This is a genomic window from uncultured Nocardioides sp. (genome assembly GCF_947489365.1).
Taxonomy (GTDB): domain Bacteria; phylum Actinomycetota; class Actinomycetes; order Propionibacteriales; family Nocardioidaceae; genus Nocardioides.
Map to the genome: position 1 here is coordinate 274,652 of NZ_CANLDB010000003.1, position 15,391 is coordinate 290,042.

Annotated in this window: 18 protein-coding genes; 9 read left to right on the plus strand and 9 right to left on the minus strand. The window is 74.3% G+C overall.

Annotation, left to right across the window (positions count from 1 at the left end; translation table 11 throughout):
* Together Q0858_RS10400 and Q0858_RS10405 are read right to left on the minus strand one after the other, a co-directional pair.
* A complete protein-coding gene (locus Q0858_RS10400; RefSeq protein WP_299053645.1) occupies positions 1–570 on the minus strand; it encodes a hypothetical protein in 570 nt (189 codons plus the stop codon).
* Positions 552–1,034, minus strand: a complete 483-nt coding sequence (locus tag Q0858_RS10405) for a questin oxidase family protein (RefSeq protein WP_299053647.1) — start codon at positions 1,032–1,034, stop codon at positions 552–554. The genes Q0858_RS10400 and Q0858_RS10405 overlap by 19 nt, the downstream gene beginning before the upstream one ends.
* A gap of 598 nt (positions 1,035–1,632) precedes the next feature.
* Here Q0858_RS10405 and Q0858_RS10410 point away from each other — a divergent pair.
* Both Q0858_RS10410 and Q0858_RS10415 read left to right on the plus strand, forming a co-directional pair.
* The gene (locus Q0858_RS10410; RefSeq protein ID WP_299053650.1) at positions 1,633–2,142 is read left to right on the plus strand and encodes a hypothetical protein; all 510 of its coding nucleotides are present in this window, start codon (positions 1,633–1,635) and stop codon (positions 2,140–2,142) included.
* A gap of 206 nt (positions 2,143–2,348) precedes the next feature.
* Positions 2,349–3,431 carry a hypothetical protein gene (locus Q0858_RS10415; RefSeq protein WP_299053652.1) on the plus strand — a complete coding sequence of 361 codons (1,083 nt, stop codon included), beginning with the start codon at positions 2,349–2,351 and terminating at the stop codon, positions 3,429–3,431.
* Between the two features lie 56 nt (positions 3,432–3,487).
* On the opposite strand, the gene Q0858_RS10420 is transcribed toward Q0858_RS10415, so the two are convergent.
* On the minus strand, positions 3,488–4,837 hold the full coding sequence (locus tag Q0858_RS10420; protein ID WP_299053654.1) for an HNH endonuclease signature motif containing protein: 1,350 nt from the start codon (positions 4,835–4,837) through the stop codon (positions 3,488–3,490).
* 72 nt (positions 4,838–4,909) lie between these two features.
* Between Q0858_RS10420 and Q0858_RS10425 the strand changes: the two genes are divergently transcribed.
* Positions 4,910–5,353 carry a GNAT family N-acetyltransferase gene (locus tag Q0858_RS10425; RefSeq protein WP_299053656.1) on the plus strand — a complete coding sequence of 148 codons (444 nt, stop codon included), beginning with the start codon at positions 4,910–4,912 and terminating at the stop codon, positions 5,351–5,353.
* A gap of 63 nt (positions 5,354–5,416) precedes the next feature.
* On the opposite strand, the gene bla is transcribed toward Q0858_RS10425, so the two are convergent.
* A complete protein-coding gene (bla, locus tag Q0858_RS10430; protein ID WP_299053658.1) occupies positions 5,417–6,310 on the minus strand; it encodes a class A beta-lactamase in 894 nt (297 codons plus the stop codon).
* Between the two features lie 80 nt (positions 6,311–6,390).
* Between bla and Q0858_RS10435 the strand changes: the two genes are divergently transcribed.
* Genes Q0858_RS10435 through Q0858_RS10445 form a run of 3 tightly spaced genes read left to right on the plus strand, consistent with a single transcriptional unit; the run spans position 6,391 to position 9,000 of the window.
* Entirely contained in the window at positions 6,391–7,278 is an 888-nt protein-coding gene (locus tag Q0858_RS10435) for a LysR family transcriptional regulator (RefSeq protein WP_299053660.1), read from the plus strand.
* Entirely contained in the window at positions 7,275–8,216 is a 942-nt protein-coding gene (locus Q0858_RS10440) for a serine hydrolase (RefSeq protein WP_299053661.1), read from the plus strand. Before Q0858_RS10435 ends, Q0858_RS10440 begins: the two co-directional genes overlap by 4 nt.
* Positions 8,217–8,235: 19 nt before the next feature.
* Entirely contained in the window at positions 8,236–9,000 is a 765-nt protein-coding gene (locus Q0858_RS10445) for a hypothetical protein (protein ID WP_299053662.1), read from the plus strand.
* A gap of 1 nt (position 9,001) precedes the next feature.
* Here Q0858_RS10445 and Q0858_RS10450 read toward each other — a convergent pair whose 3' ends face one another.
* Positions 9,002–9,760: a hypothetical protein gene (locus Q0858_RS10450; protein ID WP_299053664.1), complete on the minus strand. Its 759-nt coding sequence runs from the start codon at positions 9,758–9,760 to the stop codon at positions 9,002–9,004.
* Positions 9,757–10,239 carry a SigE family RNA polymerase sigma factor gene (locus Q0858_RS10455; protein WP_299053666.1) on the minus strand — a complete coding sequence of 161 codons (483 nt, stop codon included), beginning with the start codon at positions 10,237–10,239 and terminating at the stop codon, positions 9,757–9,759. The genes Q0858_RS10450 and Q0858_RS10455 overlap by 4 nt, the downstream gene beginning before the upstream one ends.
* 217 nt (positions 10,240–10,456) lie before the next feature.
* On the opposite strand from Q0858_RS10455, the gene Q0858_RS10460 reads away from it, so the two are divergent.
* On the plus strand, positions 10,457–11,512 hold the full coding sequence (locus tag Q0858_RS10460) for a spore photoproduct lyase family protein (protein WP_299053668.1): 1,056 nt from the start codon (positions 10,457–10,459) through the stop codon (positions 11,510–11,512).
* 182 nt (positions 11,513–11,694) lie between these two features.
* On the opposite strand, the gene Q0858_RS10465 is transcribed toward Q0858_RS10460, so the two are convergent.
* Together Q0858_RS10465 and Q0858_RS10470 are read right to left on the minus strand one after the other, a co-directional pair.
* A complete protein-coding gene (locus Q0858_RS10465) occupies positions 11,695–12,009 on the minus strand; it encodes a hypothetical protein (RefSeq protein WP_299053670.1) in 315 nt (104 codons plus the stop codon).
* Positions 12,010–12,082: 73 nt separating this feature from the next.
* The gene (locus Q0858_RS10470; RefSeq protein WP_299053673.1) at positions 12,083–12,826 is read right to left on the minus strand and encodes an SDR family NAD(P)-dependent oxidoreductase; all 744 of its coding nucleotides are present in this window, start codon (positions 12,824–12,826) and stop codon (positions 12,083–12,085) included.
* A gap of 104 nt (positions 12,827–12,930) precedes the next feature.
* Here Q0858_RS10470 and Q0858_RS10475 point away from each other — a divergent pair, with 104 nt between their 5' ends.
* Positions 12,931–13,779, plus strand: a complete 849-nt coding sequence (locus Q0858_RS10475) for a LysR family transcriptional regulator (RefSeq protein ID WP_299053675.1) — start codon at positions 12,931–12,933, stop codon at positions 13,777–13,779.
* Here the strand turns inward: Q0858_RS10475 and Q0858_RS10480 are convergent.
* A complete protein-coding gene (locus tag Q0858_RS10480) occupies positions 13,766–14,602 on the minus strand; it encodes a helix-turn-helix transcriptional regulator (RefSeq protein ID WP_299053677.1) in 837 nt (278 codons plus the stop codon). The genes Q0858_RS10475 and Q0858_RS10480 overlap by 14 nt on opposite strands.
* An 87-nt stretch (positions 14,603–14,689) precedes the next feature.
* Here Q0858_RS10480 and Q0858_RS10485 point away from each other — a divergent pair, with 87 nt between their 5' ends.
* Entirely contained in the window at positions 14,690–15,370 is a 681-nt protein-coding gene (locus Q0858_RS10485) for an SDR family NAD(P)-dependent oxidoreductase (RefSeq protein ID WP_299053679.1), read from the plus strand.
* Positions 15,371–15,391: the final 21 nt, after the last annotated feature.

Sequence of the window (15,391 nt, forward strand, 5' to 3'; positions counted from 1 at the left end):
TCACGCCGGCGGCTCGATCAGCTCCGCGCCCCGCCGTACGGCGGCGAGGGTCTGCGGGTCGCCGCTCCACGTGAAGGCGTCGAGCGCGGTGTCGGTGAGCTTCACGAGGTGCTCGTCGCCGTGGCGTACGGCGAGGTCCATGACCTCCTCCGGCCCGGCGTCCGGCTCCGGCGCGGCGACGGGGGCCTCGGGCAGGTACGCCGCCCGCACGGCTGCTGTCGCGCGCCAGGCGGTGGCCGAGGACTCCACCCACAGCTCCTCGGGCAGCGACGGCAGCGTCCGCAGCACGGCGTTCGGCGCCGTGGCCGCGTGCACGAGCATCACGGGGCTCCCGTGGGCGCGCTCGGCGTAGTCGGTCACCGCCGAGGTGACCAGCGACCGCAGGAACCCGGCGGCGGTCTCCGTGGTGGGCGGCGCCATCGCGCCCTGGGCCTCGATCCACCCCGGCAGGTCCCCGAGCCGCGCGAGGCGGGTGTTGACGTCGCCGTGCTGCTGCTCGGGCGGCAGGCCGGGGACACCGCGCAGCCCGTTCGCGGGCCCCAGCCTGCCGGTCAGGGGGACGGCCGGCACGGGCTGCCACCGGGCCGCCCAGTAGCCGAGCGCCTGGGCGAGCTCGCCGAGGTGCTCGTCGGTCCGTGCTCTTCCAGCACGCGGACGACGTGGCCCACCCGGATGACCCCGTGCGTGGCACCCGCCGCGATGCCGGGCAGCAGACGCGGCCACCACAGGCCGAGGACCTCACGCCATCCCGCCTCCGCGAGCCGCTCGTCGAAGAAGACCGGCCAGTCACCGAGGCGGCCCGGGTCCCCGAGCGCCGTGCGCCAGTCGGCCTCCGTGATCCGCTGCCGGGGCTCCGGGGCGTCCTCGAGGCGCGCCCGGTAGCGGTCGATCCACCGACCGACCGCCGCCTCGTGCCCGTGGCGGACCATCGCCTCCACGGCCATCGGCCCGTGGTTGCTGAGCCACCCCTCGAACTCCGGGCCGGTCCGACCGAACCGCTCGTACGCCTCCCGCAGGACCTCGCCGTCGCTCATGCCGCCATCCCACGACCTCGAGCGCGGTGGAGGTCAAGGACCGACGTGCAGTAGTGGCCCAGAGGCGTGAGATGGCGCCGCTCCGGTCGCTTCTGCACGTCCGTCCTCGCAGCGATCGCCGCGAGCGGCGTGACCCAGCCGGCGCGCCGCGAACCGCGCAGCCGGCGTGGATCTCCGGGGAGAACCGCACCTGCGTCGTTGCACATCTGGGTCCGGGGCCGGTGTGTCGGCCAGCGCCCGACCGTCCGGCACAGTGCGCGGAAGGGTCCGGAGGTCGAGGTTGGCAGCAGCCAGTCGCGCAGGACCGCACGTCGCGGGCTCGAGGGGGTTTGCCGACGAGCCGGGAACCGTATCCGACCGGATGTGCCGCAGTGACGCGGAACACGGGATCGACGGACTCCCGGTCGCGGCAAGGGATAGAGGACCTCGCCGGGAGGACCGCGCACCCGGCCAACATCGGCGACACCGAAGGCGAGCCCGCGGGGCGTTCAGCACCGAGCTCCGCGAGCAGATGGGCCGCCCGCCGGCTCGTGCTGCTGTTGCAGTGCTTGTATCGCTGGACGAAGGCTCGGCACAATGCTGGATGGACACGGCTTGGGTGGGCGTCATCGGGTCACTGGGCGGGACTGTTGTCGGACTATGCGGCGGTCTGGTCGCCCAGCGGATCTCCTATCACCGGGAGGCCCTCGAACGCCTCAGCGTGGCCCGACGTGACAGCTACTTGCGCTGGCTTACCGCGGTGCATGGCGTGTTCGAGGTCATCGCGTCGGCGCATAGGGCGCTGCGTCGCGATGAGCTCGCCGAGGGAGATGCGCGTCGTGAGATCTCCGGGATGACGGTCGCCGACGCTCAGATCCGTCTGGAGGAGCTCCGACTGGTCGCGGGTGACGAGGTCGCGTCGGCCGCGGCGCGGATCTGGAGACACATGCGTCGAGATCGCGTTGCCCTCGGCCACGATCTGTCCGCTGAAGCCTGGCGCGCCTGGCGCGACTCCTACTGGAATCTCCGTAGAGCATTCCTCGATGCTGCCCGAGTCGAGACGGGCCTCGGCCCCCTTGACTGGTCGGCGTCCGCGGTTGTCGAGGCGCAGGGAAAGAATCGGTTCTGATGTGTCAGCCTGACGCAGGAGGGTGGCCGCGGGCTGCGGTCTTCGCGATCGCCCTCCGCGACCCCGTGCCCTTCGCGGACGGCACCACCTTCACATGGCAGCTCGCCTCACCCAGTGCGCGGGTGAATGGCCCGACGGTTTCTCTCCAATGCCTCGACGGGACTCTGGTCGAGGTCGGGCCTCAGTCGACGGTCGTGTCCCTCACAGTGAGTCAGCTGCACCGCCGTGCGCCTGACGAGACCCACAGCCTCGTCGACGACGCCATGCTCGTCCTGACCTCATCCGCCGCCGGTGTGGCTCACAGCGACCCAGATCGGCCGACCACCGAGACCCTGAGGACAGTCGTCGCGGCCACGACCTTGGTGGAGTCCGAGTGGGACTTTTTGTCCCGGAAGCGAGCGGATGCCGGGTATCCGGACGTGGTGGGTCGCTGTCTGGACCTTCTGTACCGGCAGGTGCGAGCCGTGCGGCTGGTCGAGCAGTCCGCCATTCCGGAGCTCACCTACGAGCGGATCGTGCCGGTGATCCCCTATCTCTGGCGAGAGGCCCGGTCCGGTCGCGCCATCGGTGAGCCCGGCCTGCTCGTCCTGGACCACGCGAACATCCACGAGGGACGGCCTACCCAGTTCTCCCCCGAGGCCATGGACCAGTACACGCAGCAATTGGAACGCCTCAACGTCGGCGACACCCTGGCCTTGTATCGCGAGAGGAGGCTTGAGGCCCGGCTGGCGTTATCGCGCGATGGACAGCCGGCGGAGGCTGCCGTTCAGGCAGCGATCGCCGCAGAGGTGCTTCTCGACGGGGTCCTCGGGATGATTCTGTTCGAGGACAAGATTCTTGGTCGGGAGCAGTCGAACGAGCCCGCGGTCGCGGCCTTCTCGACGAACCTGTCGCGCCGGATCCGCGGATGCTTCCACCCCCGGTTGGGCGGACGATGGACCTTCTCCACTGGTGGACCGATTGCTGCTTGGAACGAGGCTACGGCGGGCCTGCGCAATCGTGTGGTCCATCGCGGTTACAGGCCGACTCGCGACGAGGCGGAGGCATCAGTCCGGGCGCTGAACGAGCTAGAAGGCTTCGTGTGCAACCGCCTGGCGGACCGATCTTTGACGTACCCGCGGTCCGCGCTGGCAGTGCTCGGGCGGCGTGGCTTGGAGAGTCGCGGTCACTGGCACCGGTCGCGGTTCTCGACGGAGTCGATCGGTCCGGTCATGGACTTCCTCAGCTCCTACCGCGCCTGGCGTGACCTCATCGATGAAGAGGTGGAGGCCCTCGGCCGGTCGCGGTGAGGACTGGAGGCGCGCGCTCGTGAACCGATTCCCACGCCGGGGAGTCGGCCTCAGGCTCAGCATCGTCGGTGGAAGGTGACGGTGTCGTCGTCGTGCCAGCGGGTCTCGTACGTCGGGTCGTGGACGCGATGGTGGTGATGGGGGCAGAGCAGGGCGCCGTCGGCGACGCTGGTGTGGCCGCCCTTGGCCCATTCGTAGCGGTGGTGGGTCTCGCACCACGGGGCGGGGACGTCGCAACCGCGGGCCTGGCAGGTGGGGTGCTCCAGCTCGAGGGCGAGGCGTTGAGGACCCTGGTGCAGGCGGACCTTGCGGCCCAGGTCGAGGACCTCGGAGGCCCCGCCGAGCACGGCCCCGCGGACGCCGTGGACGCAGCCGAGGCGCCGGGCCTCCCCGACCGAGACCGGCGCCCCGCCGGTGGTGGTGCCGTAGCCGGCGTAGCCGTGCTCGGTCGCCTCTCGGCGCAGGGTCTCCTCGGTGATGGTGACGACCACGGTGACCGGGGACCCACCGTGGACGGGAAGGCGGTCGGTGCGCAGGTTCTCGACGAGGGTGCAGAAGGCCTGGCCGAGGCGCTGGGAGTCGGTCAGGCGCTGGCCGTCCTGGACCGTCGCGCCGTCGTAGGGGATGCCGCCGTCGAGGTGGGTGCGTCGTGGGTTGGTGACGGCACGTAGGGCGGCTTCCAGAATGGAGGCGTGGAGCTCGGGGATCTCGCCGCGGAACCGGCGGGTGCCGCGTCCGGTGCGGGACATGGAGAACGTGGTCTCGCGCCGCGCCTGGCGCTCCTCGTCGGCGAGCCGCTCGCCCTCGAGGCGTTCGGCGACGTCGGGGGCGACGGCCTCCAGCAGCCGCGCGCCGAGGGTGCGGATCTGGACCGGGGTGAACTCACGGCAGTGCCCGAGCATCACGGTCTCGGCCTTGGACAGGGTCTCGGGGTCGAGGGCGTCGGGCCCGCTGCGGGGGAGCCGGTCGAGGGCCTCGACGGCGGCGCGGGCGTGGTCGATGGTGATCTCTCCAGACGCCAACGCGGCTGCCAGTCGCGGCCACCGGGCCAGGGACTGCCCGAGCTTCGACGCAGCGTGCAGCCGGTTCGCGCGGGTGTGCTGGCGGTGGGCGAGCCAGTCCGCGGCGGTGCGGCAGGCGGTGTCGTCGGCGATGGAGTCTGGTCCGGAGCACGCGGGCAGCACCCGCATCAGCAGCGCGTCCAGGCTGGCCTGCGCCCGTCCCAGCGACTCCAGCAACGCACCCTGCTCGGCCGGGACCAGCCACGACGGGTCGGAGCCCGAATCGATCGCCCCGTGCGCCGCAGCGAGGGCCGTGGTCAGCGAGGTGGACGCGGTCAGCAGCGGGTGGGAGCCGAGCCCCCACTCCGTCCCGCCTGCCACGCCCGCGCCGTCGTCCCTGACCATGGTTCGAACATACGCTCGACCGCCGACAGTGGGCGGAGTCTCTCCACAGCAGGCTCGGTCTAGGGTCGACGGATGGTCGGAGGGGCGGGTCCGGAGCCGCTCGCCGTACGTCACGGCGTGGCGGGGGACGTCGATGCGCTGCTGTCGTTCTGGGCCGCGGCCGGGGAGAACGACGGCCGCCCACCCGACACCGCCGAGGCGGTCGACCGACTGATCGCGCACGACCCGGAGGCCGTGCTGGTCGGTGAGTTCGGCGGCGTTCTCGCCGCCACCCTGGTCGTCGGCTGGGACGGGTGGCGCGCCAACCTCTACCGCCTGGCCGTGGACTCGACCCACCGCGGCCGCGGTCTCGCGCGGCAGATGCTGCGGCACGCCGAGGAGCGGGTGGTCGAGCTCGGCGTCGACCGTCTCTGCGCGATGGTCCTCGACGAGAACCACGCCGGCGCGGCGTTCTGGAGCGCGGCCGGCTACGCGCCACGACAGGACTGGAGGCGCTGGGTCAAGACCCTCCGCTGACCCACGTCCGTCCGGCACCTGCGGTGGCGGAGTCGGTGAGGCGGCGCGCGCCCCCCGAGCTGCTCACCCGAGCCGGCGTACGGCGATCCGCGCGAGCTCGGCGTGGATCTCCTCGCTCGCGACCACGTCCGGCTCGGGCAGCCGCACGAAGGCCGACAGCACGAACGGCGTCCCGCCGCCGCTCGGGAAGACCACGCCGGCGTCGTTGAAGGTCTCGGTCCCGGAGCCGGTCTTGTCGGCGAGCGCCCACCCGTCGGGCAGCCCGCGGCGGAAGCGCCTCTCGGAGGTCGTGTTGCGCAGCATCCAGTCGCGCAGGACGTCGCGGTCGGCCGGTGACAGGGCGTCGCCGACGAGCAGCGCGACGTACCCCTGCGCGACCTGGCGCGGGGTCGTCGTGTCGCGCGGGTCGCCGGGGATCGCGGAGTTGAGGTCCGGCTCCCAGCGGTCGAGGCGGGTGGCGCGGTCGCCGACCGAGCGCGCGAAGCGGGTGATGGACGACGGTCCGCCGAGCTCGCGCAGCAGCAGGTTGGCGGCGGTGTTGTCGCTGATCCGGACGGCGGCGTCGCAGAGCTCGCGGACGGTCATGCCGCGGTCGACGTTCGGCTCGGTGACGGGGGAGTACGTCACGAGGTCGGCCCGCGTGTAGCGCACCAGCCGGTCGAGGGTCTCCCCGTTGCGGTCGAGGTCTCGCAGCACCGCGGCGGCGGCGTACGCCTTGAACACGGAGTGGATCGGCACCCGCTCCTCGGCTCGGTGCGCGAGCACGCGGGCTCCGCGGCAGACCCGGGCGGCGTAGAAGCCGATGGTGGCGTCGTACGCCCGCTCGAGGTCACGGACCTCCCGGACACCGGGCGTCCTGGCGGGGGCGGTCGGTGCCGCGACGGCGCCGCCCCTGCCGAGGAGCGGGAGGGCGGCGGTGGTGCCGAGGGCGGCGAGGACGGTACGTCGGCTGGTCATGGCGTGAGCCTCGCGACCCGACCGGAGCCATGTCGAAGACGGAACTCCCGATGCTCATGCGCAGGCGGTATAACCGCAGGGTGGACCTCTTGCTGCACCTCCGGGCGTTCCGGGAGGTCGTCGACCAGCGCAGCTTCACGCGGGCGGCGGCCGAGCTCGGCGTGCCGCAGCCGGTGGTCAGCCGCCGGGTCGCCGCGCTGGAGAAGCACCTGGGCGGGCGACTGCTCGTGCGCGACCCGCGCGGGGTGACGCCGACCGACCGGGGCCGCGCCGTCCTGCCCCACGCCCGCGACCTGGAGGTCCGCGCGGACCACCTCCTCGGCGTCGCCCGGGCCGTCGGTGCGGGGGTGACGCTGGCCGTGCCCGGCGGGGCGTCCGCCCGTGCGCTGGCGCCCGTGCGCGACGCCGCCCGCGAGGCGGGCCTGGACCTGGAGCTGCGGGTGGCCGACCCCGACGACCGGGCCGCCGCGGTCGCCCGCGCCGCCGGCGGGCTCGCGCTCGTGCCGTGCACCCCGGACGAGGCCGACCTCGTCGGTCCGCTCGGCGCGGCCACCCGCGACGAGCGCGCCGGTCGCCTGCACCTCGACACCCTGCGCGCGAGCCGCGGCGACACCGGTCGGCCCCGGCGCCTGCACCTCGGAGCGGAGGACGACCGCCCCTGGGTCCGCGACGTCGTCCGACGGACCGCCGGGCGGGCCGGCCTCTCGCCCGGTCAGGTCGTGGTCGGCAGCCCGGCGCTGTCGGCGGTCACGGACGTCCTCGCCCACGACGACGTGTGGCTGGCGACCCCCGTGGAGGCCGCGGCGCACGACCTCGCGTGGCGGCCGGTGGCGGACCTGCCCGTGCAGCGGTCCTACCGGCTCGCCGTCGGCCGCGGCGGCGTCGCCGCGGCGGGGCCCGCCGTCCGCGCGCGGCTGCTCGCCGCGCTCGGCCCGGCGCTGGGCCTCGACGCGGCCGGTGCGCCGTGAACGCCCCCGACCTGGTCGGCGGCGACGGCGCCGCCCTCGGCGTCGCGCAGGAGGTCGCCGGCGCCTGGCACGACGCCGGCCTGTCGGGGGCCTTCCTCGCCCGCCACCTCGGCACGGGGGCCGAGATCGGCATCGACGTCGACCGGCAGCTGCCCCTCGCCTCGCTCGTGAAGCTGCCGCTCGCGCTCGCCGTCCTGGACGCCGCAGCCCGGGGCGAGCTCGGACCCCGCGGCGAGGCGGAGCCCGTCGAGGTCGACCCCGCCACCGCGACGCGAGGCCGGACCGGGTTCGGCGCCTTCCGCCACCCGGCGACCGTCGCCCTCGGCGACCTGGTCGACTCCGTGCTCACCGTCAGCGACAACGCCGCCGCGGACCTCCTCTTCGACCGGCTGCCGCCGGAGCGGGTCAGCGCCGCCCTCGCCGGGTGGGGGCTGACGGACCCGGCGGGCGGCGGGATCGTCGTACGCCACCGCCTGCGCGACCTGCACGACGCCGCGGCGGCCGCGGCGCCCGACGAGGAGACGGCGCTGGCCCTCGCCGTCCGCGCCGCCACGGAGGGCGGTGGCCACGCGATCGCGATGCTCGACGTCGCCGCCGCGAACGTCGGCTCCGCCCGCGCGGTCGCCGACCTGCTCGCCGCGGTCTGGTCCGACGCCGTCGCGGCCCCGGAGGTCTGCGCGCGGGTGCGGGACGCGATGCGGCGCCAGCTCACCAGCCACCGGATCGCTCCCGAGCTCGCCACGGACGCCGTCCGGGTCGCGACCAAGACCGGCAGCTTCCTCAACCTGCGCCACGACGCCGCCGTCGTCGAGGCCGGCGAGCAGACGGTGGTCGTGGTCGCCCTGACCGAGTCCCGCGTGCTCGTCACCGCCGACCCCGGCGCCGACCTCGCGATCGGGCGGGCGGCGCGCTGGGCGTTCGAGGCGCTGCGGGACTGAGTCCCTCTACGCTGCCCCGATGGCGCCGCCGGAGACGTCCCGCGTGCACACCTTCCACCTGGTCGAGCTCCCGGTCCGGGTGGGGGCCCGCGCCCTCGCACGCCCGTTGACGCCCGGCGCGGTGCCGGGTCTCGACCACGCCGAGACCCTGGCCCTGATGCGGCTCGGCGCACCGGTCGTCACGCCCGACCGGCTGCAGCTGCGCCGGATCGCGGTGTTCGCGCAGTGGCGGGACGAGGACGCGGTCGACGCGTTCCTCGACCGCGACCCGCTCGGACGACGCCTCGCCACGGGGTGGCACGTGCGGCTGGAGTACCTGCGCCGCTGGTCCGGCATCGCCGCGCTCCCGGGACTGCCCGCCCGGGCCGGCACCTGGGACGACGACGAGCCGGTCGTCGCCGTCACCCTCGCGCGGATGCGTCAGGCCGAGGTCCCGCGCTTCCTGCGGTGGGGTCGCCCGGTCGAGCGACTGGTCCGCGACCACCCGGGGACGACGCTCGCCCTCGCGGCCTTTCGCCCGCCGCGCACCATCTCGACGTTCTCGGTCTGGCGCAGCGTGCGCGAGATGGAGGACATGGTCCGCGGCCGCTCCGCCGTCCCGCACGCGCGGGTGCACGCGGCGGCGATGGACGAGCGCAGGCGCCGCGACTTCCACCACGAGTTCGCCACCTACCGCTTCCGCGCGATCTCCGAGCACGGCGCCTGGCAGGGCCGGACCGGCATCGTGCCGCCCGGCCCGCACGGTGGTGACGGTGCGAGCGGAGCGAGCCTCGAGACCCCGTGACTCAGGAGCTGGGGGCCGGCTCCGCCTCCTGGAACGACACGCGCGACGCGGTGCGCCACCCGTCCGGGACGACGAACGAGCCGACGATCTCCTCCGCCTGCGCCCGCAGCCCGGGGTCGCGGGTGGTCGCGGACGCCGTACCGCTGTCGAGCGCGACCACGGTGCTGATGCCGAACGCCGAGTTCTCGCGGCCGCCGCCCCCGCAGCGACCCTCGTAGGTGCTCGAGGGCGGGTTCCCCTGCGACTTCGACAGGATCTTCAGGACCTGTGCCAGCGTGCGGAGGCACCCGTCGTCCAGGTCCTCGGTCAGCTCTCCGAGGGGATCGTCGCCCTGGGTCGGGTCCGCGGCGACCGCGACCTCGACGGGGCACCCGGTGGCGCCGGCCGGTCCGACGCAGGTACGCCGCTCGCTCGGCCGCGCGAGCACCTCCCACCCGTCGGGCAGCGTGTACGCCAGCCCGGCGGTCTCCGTCGTCCCCTCGGCCTGCTCGTCGTCGCCGGCACGGTCCACGGCGACGGTGCGGTCGCCGTCCTGGCCGCTCCCGGTCCCGCTCAGCAACGGCACGGTCGCGACGGCGGCGACGAGGACGGCGGCGACCGCCGTCCCCCCGGCCCACTGCCGGCGTCGGCGCCGGTCGGCGCGACGGCGTACGTCGCCCGCCCCGAGCGGGACGGGGGACGGCGGGGCCAGGCGCGCCCGGTGCAGCACGTCGGGGGCGGTCTCGGGTGACGTGTCGGATGCGGTGTCGCGGTCGGTCATGGTCGGGCTCCTCCCGGGTCGAGCGTGGTCGCGAGCGCGGCGCGTCCGCGGGAGAGGTGCGACTTGACGGTGCCCTCCGGCATCCCGAGGACGTCGGCGACCCGTCGTACGGGCAGGTCCTCGAGGTAGTGCAGCAGCAGGACGTCGGCCTGCGCCCTGGGCAGACGGGCGAGCGCGTCGCGGAGCTCGACGAGCTCCGCGGGCAGGTCGGCGGACGTCGGGGTGCGGCCGTCGCGCCAGGCGTCGGTCTCGCGGCGTCCCCGGTGCCAGTCCTTCACCGCCAGCCGCCACGCCACCGTCGTCACCCAGCCGACCGGGTCGTCGTGCTCCAGGCGGCGCCAGCGCCGCCAGGCGCGGACGAACGCCTCCTGCACGCAGTCCTCCGCGCGGGTCCGGTCGCCGGTGCGCGCCAGGATCGTGCGGACGAGGGAGGGCGCGCGGGCGGCGTAGAACTCGTCGAACCCCACTGCGTCGCGCACCCCGTCACCCCCTCGCCGGCCATCGTCGTCGGTCTCTCTACAGGGGATAGCCCTCGACGGCGAGCTCAGGTTGCAGCGAGTTCCTCGGTTCGCGCCCGACGGTCGGGCCGGGACACAGTTCGTGCGGGATCGGTGCCACCGGCGAGCACCGATCCCGCACGATCCGTGGTCGGTGGCCGTGAGTAGCCCTCCCCCCGCCCGGGGAACCATGGTCGTCGTGAGCCTCCTCGACATCCGCCGCCTGTACGTCGAGCCCGGCGTCGAGGACTGGCAGCGCGGGCGGGAGGTGCTGGCGCGCTACCCCGACGCGGAGCGGATCGAGGTGGCCTCGCACCAGAACATCCCCGAGCTGCACGGCAACCCGGGCGGCGTCCGCGACTGGGTGCGCAACAAGCGGCAGGTGCTCGTGCTGGGGGAGAAGAAGTCCCTCCAGGCCCGGGAGAACGGGCGGTCGGCGGACTGGATCGCGCCGTCGACGTCCAACGGCTGCGCGATGGCGTGTGGCTACTGCTACGTCCCGCGGCGCAAGGGCTACGCCAACCCCATCACCGTCTTCGTCAACATCGAGAGGATCACCGGGTACCTCGCCCGCCACGTGAAGCGCCTGGGTCCGAAGCCGGAGCCGAACCAGTGCGACCCCGTCGACTGGGTCTACGACATCGGCGAGAACGGCGACTGCTCGGTCGACGCCATGGTCAGCGACAACGTCCGCGACCTCGTCGACCTGTTCGGGGACCTTCCGGGGGCGAAGGCGAGCTTCGCGACCAAGCACGTCAACCGAGACCTGCTCGAGTGGGACCCCCGCGGGGGCACCCGCATCCGCTTCTCCCTCATGCCCGAGCGGACGGCGAAGCTGCTCGACCTGCGCACCTCACCGGTCGCCGAGCGCATCGCCGCGATCGACGACTTCGTCGAGGCCGGCTACGAGGTGCAGCTCAACTTCAGCCCCGTCGTCGTCCACGAGACCTGGGAGGCGGAGTGGCGCGAGCTGCTGCGCCAGGTCGCGGACGGCGTCGGCGAGCGGGCGAGGCGACAGCTGGCCTGCGAGGTCATCTTCCTCACCCACAACGCCGGCCTCCACGAGGTCAACCTCGGTTGGCACCCCCGCGGCGAGGACCTGCTGTGGCGTCCCGACCTCCAAGAGGCCAAGACGAGCCACTCGGGCCAGGAGAACGTCCGCTACCGGGCCCGGTGGAAGCGCGTCTGGACCGACCGCCTCGTCGCGATGATCGACGAGGAGCTGCCGGGGTGCCGGGTCCGCTACGCGTTCTGAGGTGGCGCCGTCGGACGCCCCCGCGGCCGTTCCGGGCGACTAGCCTGTCGTCATGAGCCGGACTCGCCAGGTCGCGCTGGTCGCCCTCGCACTGGTGCTCGTCGTCGTCATGCTCGGCTGGGTGATGACCCTCCTCGGCCCCGGCACCCTCGTTCCCTAGACCCACAGGTGTGGCGCGCCACTCAGCTGTAGCGGTGGTTCTTCGCCGAGTGCCCCTTCTCACGGGTGCAGGTGCGGCCGTTCATGGACTTGTGGCCGCACAGCTCCTCGGTCTCGGCCTCGGCCGCCGGCGTCGCAGCGGCCTCGGCCGGAGCCGCGGTCTTGGCCGGCTCCGCGGGCGGAGCGACCGGGGGCCGGGTGCCGCGCGGCGCGGAGGGGCGCGCGGGCGGGGCGGCGGGCTGGCCGAACCGGCGGGCGGGGATGCCCCGGCTGCCGTTGGCCAGGCGCTCGGCGTTGCGGGCGTCGCGCACGGCGCGCTGCGCGGATTCCTTGCTCATCGGGTGATCACACCTCGACCCTAGGTGCCGCCACCGACAACGGCGGCGGCGCCGGGCCGTGGGGTGCGGACGCTCACCAGGGGACGACGCCCGCGTCCTCGAAGAACCCGCCCGTCGGGCCGTCGTCCGGCAGCGTCGCGAGCCGGATCGGGGTCGCCGCGCCCTGCTCGGGGGTGCGGTGACCCTGGAAGCCGTTGAGGTCGGTGGCGACGTAGCCGGGGCACGCCGCGTTGATGAGGATGCCGCTGCCGGCGAGCTCCCGGACGTACTGGAGCATCACCGCGTTGAGGAACGTCTTGGACGGCGAGTACGCCGCCGCGACCGGCCCGGCCTGACCGTCGACGGCCGCCGCGGCCTGGCGGGTCAGGGAGCCGACGCCGCTGGAGACGTTGACGATCCGCGGGGACGGCGCGCGGCGCAGCAGCGGCAGCACCGCGTTGGTGAGCCGGAGGACGCCGAAGACGTTGGTCTCCAGGACCGTGCGGAGGTTGTCGAGCTCCACCACCGTCGGCTCCTGCGGCATCGAGCCGGTGATGCCCGCGTTGTTGACGAGGACGTCGAGCCCGCCGCGCTCGGTGAGCAGCGCGGCCGCGGCGGCCACGCTGTCGTCGTCGCTGACGTCGAGCGGCACCGCGAACACGTCGAGGCCCTCGGCCGCGAGGTCGGCGACGGCCGCGGCGCCGCGCTCGGCGTCCCGGGAGCCGACGCCGACGGTGAAGCCGCGTCGACCGAGCCCGCGGGCGATCTCGAGGCCGATGCCCTTGTTGGCGCCCGAGACGAGCGCGGTCCTGCCCTGGAAGGTCTGTGTCTCTGTCATGCCTCCAGCGTTCGTCGCTGGACGCCGGACTCCAACACCGCTTGGGTGGAAGCCCATACCCTGGAGGTATCGATCGCGGGCGTCAGCCGAGGAGGGTGGAGCCGGTGGAGACACGCGAGCTGCGGTACTTCGTCGCCGTCGCCGAGGAGCTGCACTTCGGGCGGGCCGCCGAGCGGCTCGGCATCGCCCAGCCGCCTCTGTCGCGGGCCATCGGTCAGCTCGAGCGTCGCCTGGGCGCCCGGTTGCTCGAGCGCACCAGTCGCTCGGTGGCGCTCACCGGCGCCGGGGAGGTCCTGCTCGCCGAGGCGCGGACCGCCCTCGACGCGGTGGCCGCGGCCGAGCGTCGTACCCGCCGGGCCGCGGAGGCCCCGACGGGAGGGGCGGGACTGGTCCTCGTCTCCAAGGCGGGCGCCGCGAACGAGCTGGTGGCCAAGCTGCTCGACCAGTACGCCGCGGAACCGGACGCCGTGGGCGTCGACGTGATGCTCGTGGGGCCGGGCCTGCAGGAGCAGGCGCTGCGCGACGGTCGCGCCGACGTGGCGATCCTGCACGCACCGTGGGACGACGTCGCCGGCTTCGACACCGAGGTGCTGACCGTCGAGGACCCGGCGGTGCTCGTGCAGGCCGGCCACCCGCTCACCGGGCGCGACGCCGTGCACGCCTCCGAGCTGGAGGCGCTGGTCGGGCTGCCCGCGCCGCGCTGGCCCGACCGCGAGGGCCGGTACGCCGACGGGCCGGGCCCGGAGGTCCACGACGTCACCCAGCTGCTCCAGCTCATCGCGCTCGGCCGGACCTACCTCGTCGCCCCGGTCTCCGCCGCCGCGCAGGCGGGCGAGGGCGTGGCCGCCGTACCGCTGCTCGGGGCGCCGCCCGTGACGACGCTGCTGGCCTGGCCGCCCCAGAGTCGGTCGCGGGACCTGGCGTCGTTCGTGCGGGTCGCTACCGGGGCGTGAGCGCCTGGGTCCCGGTGACCCGCAGCAAGTCCATCCGCGAGGCGGCCTCCGAGCCGGGCGCGACGGTGTAGACCACGATCCGCAGGTCGCCGCCCGGGGCGGTGAGGACGTCGCAGTCGATCTCGATCGGCCCCACCGGCGTGGCGGTCGCGGTCTTGCGGCTCGACCGGTGGCGCGCGACGTGGGCCTCGCCCCAGCGACGCTCAAAGGACGGTGACTCCCGCCGCAGCCGCGCCACGAGCTCCCGCAGGCGGGGGTCGTCGGGGTAGCGGCCGACGGCGTCGCGGAGGTCGGCGGCGAGGTCGTCGGCGAACTCCTCGCCGTGCGCGGCGTCGAAGACGATGCCGGTGGGAGCGTCGAGGAAGTGCTTGAGCGCGACGTTGCGCTCGGCCGGCGGCTCCGTGGACGGGTCGCCGGTGAGGGCGGCCCACAGCGGGTTCCACCACAGCAGGTCCCACGCGGCGGAGAAGACGCCGACCGGGACGTCGCCGAGCCGGTCCACCACCCGCTGCACGCCCGGCGCGACGTGCGCCGAGACGGTGCCGTCGGTGGGCGGGGCGCTGCCCGCGACCCGGTAGAGGTGGTCGCGCTCGGCGTCGGTGAGGCGCAGCGCCCGCGCCAGCGACGCCAGCACCGACGGCGACGGGTTCCGGGCGCGGCCCTGCTCGAGCCGCACCAGGTACTCGACGCTCACCCCGGCCAGCCCCGCGAGCTCCTCACGCCGCAGCCCGGGCGCCCGGCGTACGGGACCCGGCGGCAGCCCCACCTCCTGCGGCGTCAGCCGGTCACGCCACGACCGCAGCACCTGCGCGAACTCCTCCACCCCTCCAGCATGCTCCGGCCGGCGTCGATCCGGGTGGTACCAGCGGTGCCTACCCTCCGCCGCGCCGCGGCCCCCACGCTGGAGCACATGACCACCACACTGATCACCGGGGCGAACCGCAGCCTCGGTCTCGAGACCGCCCGCCGGCTCATCGACGCCGGCCACACCGTGTACGCCGGCATGCGCGACCCCGCGACCGGCGACGACGCCCGCGAGCTGGGCGCGCACGTCGTCCGGCTGGACGTCGGCGACGAGCAGTCCGTCGCCTCCGCGATCGCCGAGCTGCCCGCGCTCGACGTCCTCGTCAACAACGCCGGCGTGCTCGGCACGTCGTACGGCGTCGACGACCTGGACGCCGACGCCATCACCGCCGTCCTCGACACGAACGTCGTCGGCGTCGTCCGCGTCACCCAGGCCGCGCTGCCGCTGCTGCGCCGCTCCGAGAACCCCGTGATCGTCAACGTCGCCTCCGGCGTCGGGTGGCCGCGTTGGCTGACCGACCCCTCGCACGACGAGTTCCCGGTGAAGGCCGTCCCGTACGCCGCGTCGAAGGCCGCGCTCGTGGCGCTGACGGTGCAGTACGCCAAGAACCTGCCCCAGATGCGGGTGAACGCCTCCGACCCCGGCTATACGGCCACGGACTTCAACGGCCACAGCGGCCACCAGACCATCACCGAGGGGACCGACGCGACCGTCGCCCTCGCGCAGCTCGGCGCCGACGGACCGACGGGTGAGTTCCACAACCGGGACGGCCGCATCGACTTCTAGTCGCCGTTCGCTCCCGACTCC